Consider the following 13,722-nt stretch of genomic DNA (forward strand, 5'->3'; position numbering starts at 1 on the left):
CACCGACGTTAACGCTTGTTATCTCTGGCCGCCGACGCCGTTCGTTTCTCCGCACGAACGTCTATAAAAACTCTCCGAGCGTCGGTCTGTTTAAAACATCCTCGCCATTGGGGCACCAGGGTTAACCCCGAGTGTCGTGTGGGCAAGTACCATCCCATGACACAGATCAGGGACACCAGTCGCGATATGCGCATCGATCCGGAGTCGTTCGCTGGGGGGTACTTCCGCAACGCCGTCTACCGACACTGGGACCCCCACGAGGACATCCCGCAGGAACTGCTCGAACAGGACCGCGAGCGACTGCTCGCGTTCGACGGCGACGAGGAGGGCTTCGAGGCACTGCGGACGACGCTGGCACTGTTCGGCGCAGGCGAGGAAGCAGTCACGGAGGACCTGATGCCGCTGGGGATGGTGCTCGAAGATATCGACGACCAGATGTTTCTCTCCACGCAGATCTACGAGGAGGCCAAACACACGCAGTTTTTCGATCGGTACTGGCGCGAGGTGATCAATCCCGTCGCCGAGCAGGAAGACGACGCCGAGGTCACCCAGCCGACCGACCAGCGGTACTTCCCCGAGGGCTACGTCGAACTGTTCGACCGGACCGAAGAAGCGATGGAGCGGCTCCTGACCGACGACACGCCCGAGAACCGGGCGAAAGCGTACTGTCACTACCACCTCACCGTCGAGAGCGTGCTGGCCCAGACCGGCTACTACGGGATCTCGGCGCGGTTCAGCCAGGACGGCCCGGACGTGTACGACGACGGCGTCGACACGCCGGAACTGGAGGGGCTGGTCGAGGGGATCAACTACATCCGCAGTGACGAGGGCCGCCACGTCGGCTTCGGGATGCACAAGGTCCGGAACCTCATCCACGAGGAGGGCGTCGACGAGGCCGTCGTCCAGGACACGCTGATGGACCTCTTGCCGTTCGTCTCCGAAGCCGTCGAGGCGACCCGCACCGAGGAGGTGGACCCGACGCCGCTGGTCGAGTACGCGACCGACAAGGTGCGCCGGCGCATCGACGTGCTGACCGAGGAGGACGCCGAACTCCCGCCGGTCGAACAGCTGGTGACGCTCGAAGAGGACCGCGACGGGACGAGCGCCGACTAGAACGGCTGCCAGCCGTCGGGCTGGTCGGGGAGGCCCCGGACGCGAAGCTGGTCGCCGCCGTCGTCGGTCTGGCGAACGTCGACGCGACCGTCGAACGTCTGCTCGACCGAACTGATCGTCTGCTCGTCCTGTGCGGTCGGGTCGATCACGCAGGTCGAGAGCCCCTCGGCCGACCGAACGCGGCCGGTGATCGTGTGGAGAAAGCGATAGACGGGCTGGAGTTCCTCGGCGTACATCAAGAGCGTCGAGATCGAGAACAGCCCGATCCGCACCCGCTCGACGCCCTCCGTGTACAGCCCCTCGTACAGCGAGGAGAACTCGATACCGATGCCGGTCAGATCGCTGGGCGACCGTACGGTCCGGACGTTCTCGTCGTCGTTGTTGGCGCTCGGCGCGGCGCACTCGATGACGGCCATCCGCCCCCGGTTGAACGTACCGCCGACGCCGGTGTAGTCTTCCAGAATCGCCTCGGCCGTGTCGTCGGCGGCGACCAGAACGAGTCCCTCGTCGGCCAGCTCACCGGCCGCCAGCATCCGCAACGCGACCGCTTTCGTCCCGGCGAACGGCGGGCCCGCAACCAGCAGGTTCGTCCCCGGCTGGACCGGCTCGATCGGCACCCCCTCGAACTGATAGCGTCGTTGTGCGTCCTGGCTCATCCGTCCTCGCCCTCCGTCTGGGCCGCTCGAAGCTGTCGTCTGAGATCGAGCTGTTCGGCCGCCTCGTCGGCCAGCAGTCGCAGGTACGCGATCTCCGCCTCGGAGAACGAACGCGGTTCGTCGTCGGTGAGACAGAAACTGCCGATGGCCGCCCCGTCGGACCCGCGAAGCGGCGCACCCGCGTAGGCCCGGATGTCCAGCCGCTCCAGCGCGTCGTTGTGCTCGAACCGGGCGTCCTGGCGGGTATCCTCGACCACCAGCACGTCGGGTTCGAGGATGGCGTGTGTACACATCGTCTTCTCCCGCGCCAGCGGGTCGAGATCCGGTCCCTGGCAGGAGAGGAACCGCTCTTCGTGTACCCCGACGACACCGACGAAGGCCCGGTGGACATCGAAGTGCCGGGACGCCAACTCGGTCAGCCGGTCGAGGGTGTCCTGTGCAGACTGGCCCGCGACCTCGTACTGTTCGAGCGCAGCCAGTCGGGCGTCCTCGTCGTCTGGGAGCGGGTAGCCGACCTGACTCCGCCGCGTGACGAGTTCGTCGATCAACTCCTGCAACCGTTCGTCCGCGTTCGCGGTCCCACTGGGCAGGTACTCCGCGACCAGTCCCTCGAAGGCCGTCGTGTCGATCTCGCTCGCGGCCACGTCGGTAAAGAGGATACAGGGCGTGTCGGGCGTCGTCTCCCGGAGCGTCGAACACAGCTCCAGCCCGTTCCCGTCGGGGAGGTCGTACGCCGTGGCGACGCAGTCGACCGGGGTCGCCGCGAGCGTCTCGACCGCCTCGTCGAGGGTCACGGCTTCACGAACGTCGAGCCCGGCATCGGACAGCGCCTTCGCTGTGGCCGTCCGGCCCGGGTCGTCGCCGTGGGCGTACAACACTGTGACCGGCATACCCTACTGCGCACAAGTAACCACCCCACGTACAAATTTCTATGGCAGTGCTTACGCTCGCGAGACGAGAGTTCTGTTCCCGCGACGACAGTACCGCGAAAAACAACTTTTTTCGCCGGCCGTTGCCGAGAGAGACCATGACTGTAGTCGCCAGCGCCAGCAGGTGGTCACCGTGAAGAAACACAAACTCACCGAGATTACCGTCGTCGGCGACGACGACACCGGCCTCATCGCGAACGTCACCTCGCTCCTGTTCGAGCGGGGCATCAACATCGAGGATCTCGACCAGGCCGTCCGGGAGGGGGTCTTCCGGATGACCATGCACGTCGACACCTCCGAGATGGTCTGCACCGAGGAGAAACTCCGAGAGGACGTCGACGAACTGAGCGACGACCTCGGTGTCGACATCCAGGTCCGGTTCCCCGCCGAGCGCGAGACCCAGACCATGGCCGTCCTCGTGACCAAGGAGTCTCACTGTCTGGAAGCCATCTTCGAGTCCTGGGCCAACGGTGATCTGGGCGCTGACGTGAGCGTCGTCATCGGCAACCACCCCGACCTGCGGCCGCTGGCCGAGAAGTACGACGTGCCCTTCCACGACATCGGCGACGAGAAGGGCACGCCGGACGAGGATCATATGCTGGACCTCCTTCAGGAGTACGAGGTCGACCTCGTCGTGTTGGCCCGCTATATGCGCATCCTCAGCCCGGACGTGGTCTTTCGCTACGAGAACAGGATCATCAACGTCCACCCCTCCCTGCTGCCGGCCTTCCCCGGCGCGTCGGCGTATATGCAGGCCATCGAGGAGGGCGTTCGCATCGCGGGTGTCACCGCGCACTACGTCACGACCGATCTCGATCAGGGGCCGATCATCACCCAGCGGGCGTTCAACGTACCCGACGACGCCAGCGAGGAGGAACTCCAGCGCATCGGCCAGCCGCTGGAAGCCGAGGCGCTGATCGAGGCGATCAAGCTCCACCTCAACGACGCCGTCTCTGTCCACCGCGGTCGGACGAAACTCCGGGACGATCTGGATACCGGGGACGTGCAACTGGGGTCGCCGGAGGTACTCGACGACGCCAATCCCGACCGACCCATCGACGGGCTCGGCGAGATCGTGGCGAACCAGGGTGGAGAGGAAAGCGAGGCCGACGACTGACGGTCGGCCGACCGCAGGGAGGCCGACGAATGTGTGAGCGGGGAACGGAGTGACTCGCGAGCAAGCGTAGCGCGGGAGTCGGCGTCGAAATACCGAACGGAGAGGCACGACCCGCGAGGAAAGCGAGGCCGACGATTGAGCGGTAGCGAAAGCGGAGGCCTCGGAATTGCGAACGGGGAGTGCGGGACTCGACTGAAAGGAGCCTCGTAATTAAATACCGTAGTTCTTCGGGTGCATTTATTATGTGTGGTGCGTAAAGTACACCAACGATGGTGTCGAACAAACTGACCGAACTGGGGGGAGTCGTCCTCATCGTCGCCGGGATGGTGACCGTGGGCTATCTCACACAGGACGACAGGTTCGGGTTCATCGTTCCGCTCCTGCTGGTGATGAACATCGCGGTCGGCATTTCCGGGATGGGACTGCTCGCGCTCTCGAAGCCGAAACTCGCGCCGATCGGGGGCGTCGTCGCCATGGCGCTGTCGGTCACGACGTTCTACGTGATCTGGGACGCACCGCTGTGGATCCTCCCGACGGTGATCGGTGGGATCCTCTGTATCGTCGGACCGCTCTCCGCGCGATTCTTCCGGCCCCGGCCATCGGGTTCGGGCTCCTAGAGGTTCTGGACGGTCTCGACCGCCTCGGACAGCGGCGGTGCGTCGAACAGTTCTCGCCCGATGTAGGCGTTGGTCCCGGCCGTGTAGAGGTCTCTGGCGGCGTCGACGACGTGGTCCGGGAGCGGCTCGGGGTCGCGCTCACAGAGTGCCTTCCAGTCGGCCACGCCCTCGGCTTTGGCCTGGTCTTTGGCTTCGGCGACGGCCTCGACCCACTCGGGCTGGGTCCGCTTGTGGTACTGCCGGATGACCTCCTTTGAGACTTCCTGGCCGTCGAACGAGAAGCGGTTCTCGTCGAAGGTGCCGACTACGTCGGCGACCCGGATCTCGCCGTCGTAGTGGAAACACTCGATCTTGCCGTCCTCGTGGACCAGGCCCACCTCGTCGGCACGCTCGGTGACGACGTCGTTGACCGAGCGCGCGAGCGCCTCCAGCTCGTCGATGTCGACGGGGCCGGCGATCCGGTCGGCCTCGCTCCGGTCGAGGTAGCGGTCCGACTCTTCGAGTTTCGTCGAGAACTCCACGACCGGTTCGGGGAGGTCGACGAGTTCGTCGGGCCACTCGTCGTGGTCGAGGCCGAAGTCGCCGGGGTCGGCGCGGGACCGCAGGCTCGACCCGACGGGGACGGTGTTGCGGAAGACGATCTCTAAGGGGATCAGGTGGTTCTCCCCCGCCTCGGCGTAGTAGGCGTCGTAATCGTACTCGCGGCCGTCGTGGGGCAGGGCCGGGACCTGCGTGAGTTCGATGGCCATCTCGCGGGGCGGCTCGGCGACCTCGGCGAGCCCGACTGCCTCGCCGCCGCTGACGACGCCCTCGTAGTGGGTCGGAATGCCCGTGTCTTCGAGCAACTCGAAGTTGTACGCGCCCATCGCACAGAGGCTGGCTCCCTTGTTCGGGATGGCGTCGGGCATCTTCCCCCAGTCGAACACCGAGTAGTCGTCGGTGAACACGAACGCGCCCCGGCCCAGGTCGGTGGCCGTGGCCGCCCGGTCGACGCGAAAGTCCTTGACGCTCGTCATCGGTCCCACCCCGTCGGTCCGCGGCCGACCGCGGGCGTAGCTGGTACAGCAGTCATTGTCCGATGGTCCCGGCGGCGTCACTAAGGGATTACTATCGTCCGCGTCGGGGTTCCCGCCGACGGCGTCCCACCCGGTGGCCGACGTGTTTGCACGCGGATCGCGAGTGGAATCAAATCTGAAAATGTGGGGCGAACCTACAAGGTGGTTTGTGGCCGATGGTCGATAGCACGGATGCTGGCGAACGCGCTGTGGGCGGGTTGGTACCTGTTCAGTACGGTGGTGATGGCGGCTTTCGCGTACGTCTACTGGACGAACCGGAACGTCAGGGGGCTGGAGTACCTGCTCGCCGCCGCGGTGCTTGGGAGTCTGCAGTCGCTTTTGTACCTGCTCTCTTTGGTCGCGCCGACCGTGACGACGAAGGTGATCTTCTGGAAGCTGTTCGGCGTCCTCGCGGCGGTGGTCGTCTTCCTCTGGTACCTGTTCGTGGTCGCCTGGACCGAGCGGGCCGTGCTGGCCCGTCGCTCGACGCTCGCGCTGGCCGGTGGTCCGCTTGCGGTCTGCGTCGCCCTGCTCGTGACCAACACCGCGCCGGCGGTCCCGGGACTGCACTCGCTGTACTGGTCGTCGGCGTCGGTCACGGCCCCGGACGCGTTCGTCTCGCCTATCGCCTTTAGTATAGGGCCGGCCGCACTCGCCCAGCAGCTCTACTCGCTGGGCCTGCTGATCGCAAGCGTCGGCCTGCTCGTCGCCTTCACACTCCGGTCGGACCAGCGACTCTACCGCTGGCGCAACACGATGCTGGTACTGGGCGGCGCGGCCGGTCTCTGCTTCGCCGTCGGCTTCGCCTTCCTCGGGTTACCATACGAGCCACATCCCCTGGTGTACGTCCTGGCCAACAGTTTCGTCGTCCTCGGCGTCGTCCGCTTCGGGGATTACGATGTGGTGTCCCTGCCCGAGAACAGTCTCATCGAGGCCATCGACGGGGCGATACTCGTCTACAGCGTCGACGGCACCGTCATCGAGTTGAACGAGGCGGCGAAACTCGTCCTCGGCCTGACCGACGAGGCTGTGGGCCGCGGTATCGTCGGCGTGGTCGAACTCGCAGAGTCGCTGCCCGCCGTCCGTGGTGGGAGCGCCGGCACCGCCGCGTCCCCCGCTGGGGTCGCCGACCTGCTCGACGGCCACGAGTTCACGACCGCCATCAACGGCGTCTCCCGCACCTTCGTGGTCCGGGTGTCCCGCCTCGACGACGACGGCGAGCACCTGGGCTGGACGGTGCTGTGTTACGACGTGACCGACCTCCGGCAGAAACAGCAGGAACTCGACCTGCTCAAGCAGGTCCTCTCCCGCGTCCTCCGGCACAACGTCCGCAACGACCTCTCGGTGGTCAAGGCCAACGCCCAGATGCTCGCCGAGGAGACCTCGGGCCTGCAGGCCGAACGGCTCCAGACCATCATGGACAAGAGCGACAACCTGCTCGACGCCAGCGAGAAGGCCCGTACCGTCGAGAAACTCCTCTCGGGCGAGCGCACCCGGAGCGAGTTCGACGTGGCCGAGCTAGCCACCGAGGCCATCGAGACCACCCGCCGGGAGTTCCCCGGTGTCTTCTTCGAGACCGACCTCCCCGACACCTGCCCGGTCCACGCCCACTGGGCAGTCTCCCACGCCGTTGAGAACGTGATCGAGAACGCCGCGATGCACAACGATTCCGACGACCCGCAGGTCGTCGTCACCGCCGACTGCGGCGACGACCACGCGACCCTCCGGGTGGCCGACAACGGCCCTGGTATCCCCTACAAGGAGATCGAAGTCCTCGAACGGCGCGAGGAGACCGCCCTCGAACACGGGTCGAGTGTGGGCCTCTGGCTGATCGACTGGATCGTCGACCTCTCGCAGGGCGACATCGAGTTCGAGAACACCGACCGGGGCTGTACCGTCACGATCGAACTGGAGGCTGCGATCCCCGACGCCGACGTGGAAGACGAGGAGGCGACCGACCTGAACCTGGGGATCGGGGCCGATGACGACTAACGGCACCCACTTTTTACTGCGGGGGGTTCGCGTCGCGAACCCCCCGTTGCAAAAACTTGGGGAAAAACTACGGAACTCGCGCCGCTGGCGCGAGTTCCGGGATTCCCGCGAGTGACCGCAGGGAACGAGTGGGGGCTCGTCAGAGCGTAGCTCTGACGGTGATCGCCGCGCCTCCGGCGCGGCGGATGCTAGTTCCGGGTAAATTCGAGTGAAATAGCCGATACAGTGAGCGTGCGAATGCAGCAGCGAGTCTGCTCGTGCGATCACGACTGAACCAGCGCGATACAGGACACCAGTTTGCGGGCTCACTGCAGGCTACCCGTGGTCCGCGTTTCGACGCCATATTTCCAGCAAGCAGACACTTCGGACAAGAAGCTTTGAGATGCTTATGCCGAACTGAACTGCCACTCTGGATCGATTTTGTCACACAAAAACTAATCACAATCATCGGTAGCTGTTCCCGTCGAGATGGTCTCACATACCAGTGCTGGCAAACTTATAAATGGGTTTACTGATAAACAAAAACCGTTCATGCACGTTCATCGTACGAAGTAGTGATGTCACAGGAAGCATCGACTGAGTCGGAATATGCACTTCAAGCTCGTATTGAGGCGAAACCAGACAAGGTTCCTGAACTCCGTGAGTTTCTGGAGGCTGCACTCTCGATGGCCGAAGAAGAAGAAGGCACCACGACGTGGTTTTCCTACCAGATAGACGAGACAACTTTCGGCATTTTCGACACGTTCCCAGATGAAGACAGCCGCCAAGCTCATTTGGAGGGAGAGATCGCAGCTGAGTTGATGACAAACGCAGACGAACTGCTCGCAGCAGAGCCAGAAATCGAGGAAATCGACGTTATCGCGGCAAAACACTAGAGCAATGGCAAACGCTTGGACGACTGAGGATCTGCCAGACCGCTCCGAACAGGTAGTGCTCGTAACAGGAGCGAACAGCGGTCTTGGGTACGAGGCAACGGAGGTATTTGCCCGCAGAGGTGCGACGGTCGTGATGGCTTGCCGAAGTATTGACAGGGGTGAGCAGGCAGCACAGGAGATACGCGAGACCATCGATTCGACGGGGGCGACACTCGACGTCCGTCATTGTGATCTTGCCTCCCTCTCGTCAGTTGCCGAGTTCGCCGCAGGGGTTCGTGAAGACTACCACGAACTTCATCTCCTGTGTAACAACGCTGGTGTGATGGCCATTCCACGAGCCGAAACCGAGGACGGCTTCGAGATGCAACTCGGCGTGAATCATCTTGGTCATTTCGCGCTGACCGGGCATCTGCTGGATCTGCTCGTGGAGACGCCGGGAGAAACACGGATTGTTACCCATTCCAGTACCGCCCACACATCTGGTTCAGTCGACTTTGAGGACCTGCACAGAGAAGACTCGTACAGCAAGTGGGAAGCCTACGGCCAGAGCAAACTGGCGAACCTGCTGTTTGCCTACGAACTCCAGCGTCGTCTTGAGGAGGCCGGACACACGGACACGCTGAGTGTCGCCTGTCATCCAGGCTACGCCAATACCAACCTGCAGTTCCGTGGCCCCGAGGAAATGGGCTTGACACTCCGCTATGGATTGGCGCGAGTCGCAAACGCTGTCATCGCACAGTCCGCTGAGCAGGGAGCGCTCCCCCTGTTGTACGCCGCGACAGCCACCGACGTCGAAGGTGGCGCGTACTACGGCCCCAGTGGCTTCATGAACATACGAGGGTCGCCCGAACGACAGGAATCGAACGAGGCGTCCCACGACGAAGCCGACGCAGCGCGACTCTGGGAAGTGAGCGAGCAGCTAACTGCTGTCGAGTACGACTTCGAAACAACTCAGACGGTGAAAGCACCACAGTGAGTCTCCCCCAGCGTGGAAACTCGAAATTAAATACACCCAGACCAACGATACAGCATGGTACTCGTCGCAGAGATTCTTCTGGCTGACCGCACGCTCCCGCTCGTTGGACTTGCAGAAGCGGTACCAAGTGGTGAGCTGTCAATCTCGAACCCGTTTATTCTCAACGATAATAAAATAATGATGACGGTAACTGTCGATACCGATTCACGCGACGTGTTCGATCAAGAGCTGGATTCGGCCACGGAAATTATCGATGCAATGAAAATTGGACAGACTGCAGACGGCTGGTTCTATCAACTCATCGTGAAAGACGACTCGAATCTCGCCCGGTCTCACGACCCAGAAGAGATTGAGGGAGTTGTCATGGATGCAACGGTGACCAGCGAAGGGATTCGCGAGCAGAAGGTATTCTCGGATTACGAGTCGTTGGTCACACTCCGAGATCGGTGCAAAGTCCACGACATTCCATTCGAGTTGTTGCGCATTGCGTCAGACCCCGAAAACGACGGCGAACGCGACCAGTTTGGGTTGACCGACAAGCAGTACCGGGCCATCTCGATTGCCTTCGCCGAGGGGTACTACGACTCGCCACGCAAATTCTCGACGGACGATCTTGCGGCCGAACTTGACACCTCGGCCGCCGCAGCGTCTGATCTTCTCCGCAGAGCTGAAAAGCAACTGATAAGCGAAACCGTTGGCACACAGCAATTGATGAGTGTCTTGCCAGAGTAGCTACGGACTCTTTCGGGATTGCATCAACTGTCTCAGCCTGATATCGTCTGTGAAACAGACACCTGTACGGTTACGTCGCCGGATATCTCTCTGATATGTTTATAAATGGGTTTATTGGTAAGCACAACACGCTCCTTCTGGTATCACATACAGTCTGTTGATGTCTGATAACCCATCGACCGACAGCGAGTTTCTGTCTGACAGTGTTGCGATTGTAACCGGCGCATCGTCAGGAATCGGCGAGGCGACTGCCGAAGCACTAGCCAAAGAAGGCGCAAGCGTCGTGCTCGCAGCACGGCGTGTCGAGGAACTCAAGACGCTCGCGGACCGAATCACCACGGAAGGTGGAGACGCATTCGTCGTCGAGACTGATGTCACAGAGGAAGATGATATCGACAATCTGGTCGAGACGACGATGGACGAGTACGGCAGAATCGATGTCCTCGTGAACAACGCCGGCGTGATGCTTCTCGAGCCACTGGAACGAGCAGACCGATCGAATCTCCGGCAGATGGTCGAAGTGAATCTGATGGGACTGATGAATCTCACGCACGCTGTCCTCCCAATCATGCAACAGCAAGACAGTGGCCACGTCGTCAACGTCTCGTCAGTCGCAGGACGTGAAACGATGGCCAACGGAAGTGGCTACAACGCCACGAAGTTCGGTGTCACTGCCTTCACTGATGCTATTCGACAGGAACTCTCACCACAGGACATCCGAACCACGGTCATCGAACCGGGTGCAGTCGATACTGAACTCCCGACTCACATCCCTGACGAGCAACTCCTCGAACAACTCGCCGATATGGATGTCCCAACGCTGGCCCCCGAAGACATCGCCCGAGGAATCGTGTACGCAACGAACCAACCCAAACACGTCGACGTCAACGAACTCATGATTCGACCAACTGGACAGACGATGAACTAGAAACAGGGAAAAACGTGTTGCAGGTAGTTATACAACCTACTAGGTAGAAAGCGGATGGCACGAGTGTATGTAACAGAAGCAAAACCGGCGGATACGTCCCACTGCACTTGGTTCAACGTCTCCGACAAGAAAGAAAAGAAGCCGCCGTGCTGCATGGATCCTCTATATCTATCGTGCCCGACTGATCAGTACACCTATCTGTACCGAACACTAACATCCGCGCGACCGAAGGGAGCGCGGTTCACCGAACCCGAGCGAAGCGAGGGTTCGGCCTTTTTCGCCCACGTTTTTGCCGCGAGTGGTTCGCGCGAAGCGCGAACCCGAGCGGGAAAAAGGTGGAAGGATGGCGCCACGTATATGGCAGTCCCGCCCATGCCATGTAGCAATGTCTGATGCGGTCACGCCGTCGGTTCCGCGGGGCGAGTTCGACTTCCGGCACCGCCCCGAGACCGACCAGTCCTTCGAGAACGCGCTCGAAAAGGCCCGGGCCGGGGACCGACTCACCGTCGCGGACGGGATCGAACTCCTCACCACCGGCACCGACCGGCCGGGCATCGACCGGGCACGCAAAGAGCGCGTCCTCGAAGCCGCCGACCGCCGCCGAGCCGAGGTCGTCGGCGAGGAAGTCACCTTCGTCGCCAACCTGAACAACAACGTCACTACCGCCTGCAACACCGGCTGTCTGTTCTGTAACTTCAAGGACCGCTCCGAGCAGTTCCGGACGGATTACGAGGAGGATCACGGCGGGTTCACCAAGACGCCCACCGAATCCCGCGAGATCGTCGCCGACGCCGTCGAACGGGGCATCTACGAGGTGACCTCTGTCTCCGGACTCCACCCTGCCTTCGCGCTGGACGAGGAACACCGCGAGATTCTCGAATCCAGCGACCGGGGCGACCTGAACTACCGCCCGCCCGCCGAGTACGAGACAGACCCCGGGAACTACGTCGACCAGATCGAGGCGATGAACGTGGGCGGCGTCCACGTCCACTCGATGACGCCCGAAGAGGCCTACCACGCCCGGCGGGGGACCGACTGGTCCTACGAGGAGGTGTTCCGCCGGCTGAAAGCGGCCGGACTGGACTCGGTCCCGGGGACCGCCGCGGAGATCCTCGTCGACGAGGTGCGGGAGGTCATCTGTCCGGGCAAGATCGGCACCGACGAGTGGCTCGAAGCGATGGAGGCGGCCGCCACGGTCGGCCTCGACACGACGGCGACCATCATGTACGGCCACGTCGAGAACGAGGCCCACCGCGCCCTGCATCTGGACCGCATCCGGGATCTGCAGGATCGAACCGGGGCGATCACGGAGTTCGTCCCCCTATCCTTCGTCCACGAGGAGACGCCGCTGGCCGAGCGTGGAATGGTGTCCGGCGGCGCGACCAGACACGAGGACGAGCTGATGATCGCCGTCTCGCGGCTCTACCTGGACAATATCGAGCACGTCCAGTCCTCGTGGGTGAAGTACGGCGACGCTCAGGGACTGAAGATGCTCACCTGCGGGGCCGACGACTTCATGGGGACGATCCTCTCCGAGGAGATCACCAAACGCGCCGGCGGCGGCTTCGGCGAGTGTCGCTCGGTCCGGGAGTACGCCGACATGATCGCGGCCATCGGCCGCATCCCGGTCGAACGCTCGACGGACTACGAACACCGCCGCCGCGTCGATCCCGGTGCCGACACCCTCGGCCCCGAACTCGGCCCGCAGGCCGACGGCACGCCACTCATATCGGAAAAATGACTGGTTATCACGTTCCGGTCGCGAATCGGGGGTCGCTCGGTCACTCGGGCTCCATTTATAAATACATTCCTTCAGGAACGAATGCATATAAATCCACTTTGAATAGGCGGGTCAAAATCCAATACCGGCCCCTGTCTAGCGGGCAGGTGCGGACGGGCCAATTGGAGTGAACGGCCCAGGAATCCCTGATTCGGTGGTCTGTCGCCGCCGATCGATTCCCCATCCCCCCTTCTCCACTTCGCACCGGCAAAAGACATATCTCACAGTTGGTATAACGATCCGATCATGCGACACGTGACGGTTCGGCTCTCGCTGGACGCGCCGCAGTTCCATCCGTTCGTGGGTGACCTGCTCGCCGACCCTGAGGTGTCCGTCCAGCGGATCCATCGGGCCGACCTCCTCGACGACGGGACTCTCGTCGTCCTCGCGGAGGGGCGCGGTGATCGGGACCGGTTCGAGTCCATCGTCGAGGCTGCGGATCCGGTTCGGGAGTGCAGTCTCTCGGGGGAGCGCACGTGGTACGCATATCTCTCCATCGAGCCGACGGAGTTCGCGCGGACGCTGTTACAGACTCGCCGCTCCTCCGACGTGTTCGTCAAGTGGCCGATCAGCGTCGTCGATCAAAAGACCGTGGAGGTGACCTACGTCGGACACGACAGCGGTTTCCGCGAGAAACTCGCCGAACTTCCCGAGGCCATCGACGTGGAGATCGTCCGGACCGGGACCTCCTATCCCGACGCCGCGCAACTGCTGGAGAAGTTGACCGAGCGGCAACGGGAGATCTTCACCGTCGCCGTCGAACAGGGCTACTACGCGGATCCGCGCCGGGTAACGCACCAGGAACTGGCCGACGAACTGGGCTGTTCGGCCGCCAACGTCGGCGAACACCTCCGGAAGATCGAGGCGACGGTGTTCCGCGAACTCCGCGCGCTGGACGGGGCCGCGGACCCAGACGAGGACGGTGCGACGAACGCTGTGGAGTGACTTCTGG

13 protein-coding genes are annotated in these 13,722 nt (G+C 62.7%); 10 read left to right on the forward strand and 3 right to left on the reverse strand.

Translation table 11 applies throughout. The features are described 5' to 3' along the window. The first annotated feature begins 156 nt into the window (after positions 1-156). Positions 157-1,113, forward strand: a complete 957-nt coding sequence (locus BMX17_RS13810; RefSeq protein ID WP_092661028.1) for a ferritin family protein — start codon at positions 157-159, stop codon at positions 1,111-1,113. On the opposite strand, the gene BMX17_RS13815 is transcribed toward BMX17_RS13810, so the two are convergent. Together BMX17_RS13815 and BMX17_RS13820 are read right to left on the reverse strand one after the other, a co-directional pair. After that, positions 1,110-1,769 (reverse strand): DUF7504 family protein, encoded by a 660-nt coding sequence (locus BMX17_RS13815; protein ID WP_092661030.1) that lies wholly within the window; start codon positions 1,767-1,769, stop codon positions 1,110-1,112. The genes BMX17_RS13810 and BMX17_RS13815 overlap by 4 nt on opposite strands. Beyond that, positions 1,766-2,659: a GAF domain-containing protein gene (locus BMX17_RS13820; protein WP_092661033.1), complete on the reverse strand. Its 894-nt coding sequence runs from the start codon at positions 2,657-2,659 to the stop codon at positions 1,766-1,768. Before BMX17_RS13820 ends, BMX17_RS13815 begins: the two co-directional genes overlap by 4 nt. Positions 2,660-2,831: 172 nt before the next feature. On the opposite strand from BMX17_RS13820, the gene BMX17_RS13825 reads away from it, so the two are divergent. Together BMX17_RS13825 and BMX17_RS13830 are read left to right on the forward strand one after the other, a co-directional pair. Further along, on the forward strand, positions 2,832-3,815 hold the full coding sequence (locus tag BMX17_RS13825; RefSeq protein WP_092661152.1) for a formyltetrahydrofolate deformylase: 984 nt from the start codon (positions 2,832-2,834) through the stop codon (positions 3,813-3,815). Between the two features lie 269 nt (positions 3,816-4,084). After that, on the forward strand, positions 4,085-4,432 hold the full coding sequence (locus BMX17_RS13830; protein ID WP_092661035.1) for a hypothetical protein: 348 nt from the start codon (positions 4,085-4,087) through the stop codon (positions 4,430-4,432). Here BMX17_RS13830 and BMX17_RS13835 read toward each other — a convergent pair. Next, positions 4,429-5,448 carry a phosphoribosylaminoimidazolesuccinocarboxamide synthase gene (locus BMX17_RS13835; protein ID WP_092661037.1) on the reverse strand — a complete coding sequence of 340 codons (1,020 nt, stop codon included), beginning with the start codon at positions 5,446-5,448 and terminating at the stop codon, positions 4,429-4,431. The two genes, BMX17_RS13830 and BMX17_RS13835, sit on opposite strands and share 4 nt — an antisense overlap. A 231-nt stretch (positions 5,449-5,679) precedes the next feature. On the opposite strand from BMX17_RS13835, the gene BMX17_RS13840 reads away from it, so the two are divergent. From BMX17_RS13840 to BMX17_RS13870, 7 genes are all read left to right on the forward strand, one after another. Further along, complete coding sequence (locus BMX17_RS13840; RefSeq protein ID WP_092661039.1) at positions 5,680-7,479, forward strand: sensor histidine kinase; 1,800 nt, start codon at positions 5,680-5,682, stop codon at positions 7,477-7,479. 557 nt (positions 7,480-8,036) lie between these two features. Next, positions 8,037-8,354, forward strand: a complete 318-nt coding sequence (locus tag BMX17_RS13845; RefSeq protein ID WP_092661041.1) for a putative quinol monooxygenase — start codon at positions 8,037-8,039, stop codon at positions 8,352-8,354. Between the two features lie 4 nt (positions 8,355-8,358). Continuing rightward, entirely contained in the window at positions 8,359-9,330 is a 972-nt protein-coding gene (locus BMX17_RS13850; protein WP_092661044.1) for an oxidoreductase, read from the forward strand. Between the two features lie 54 nt (positions 9,331-9,384). Continuing rightward, on the forward strand, positions 9,385-10,062 hold the full coding sequence (locus BMX17_RS13855) for a helix-turn-helix domain-containing protein (RefSeq protein WP_092661046.1): 678 nt from the start codon (positions 9,385-9,387) through the stop codon (positions 10,060-10,062). A gap of 160 nt (positions 10,063-10,222) precedes the next feature. Continuing rightward, positions 10,223-10,990, forward strand: coding sequence for an SDR family oxidoreductase (locus BMX17_RS13860; protein ID WP_092661048.1), 768 nt, complete (start codon positions 10,223-10,225; stop codon positions 10,988-10,990). Positions 10,991-11,375: 385 nt separating this feature from the next. Then, positions 11,376-12,731, forward strand: coding sequence for a 7,8-didemethyl-8-hydroxy-5-deazariboflavin synthase subunit CofH (gene cofH / locus BMX17_RS13865; RefSeq protein ID WP_092661050.1), 1,356 nt, complete (start codon positions 11,376-11,378; stop codon positions 12,729-12,731). Positions 12,732-13,016: 285 nt separating this feature from the next. Next, a complete protein-coding gene (locus tag BMX17_RS13870) occupies positions 13,017-13,715 on the forward strand; it encodes a helix-turn-helix domain-containing protein (protein WP_092661052.1) in 699 nt (232 codons plus the stop codon). Positions 13,716-13,722: the final 7 nt, after the last annotated feature.

The organism is Halorientalis persicus (assembly GCF_900110215.1).
Lineage (GTDB): Archaea > Halobacteriota > Halobacteria > Halobacteriales > Haloarculaceae > Halorientalis > Halorientalis persica.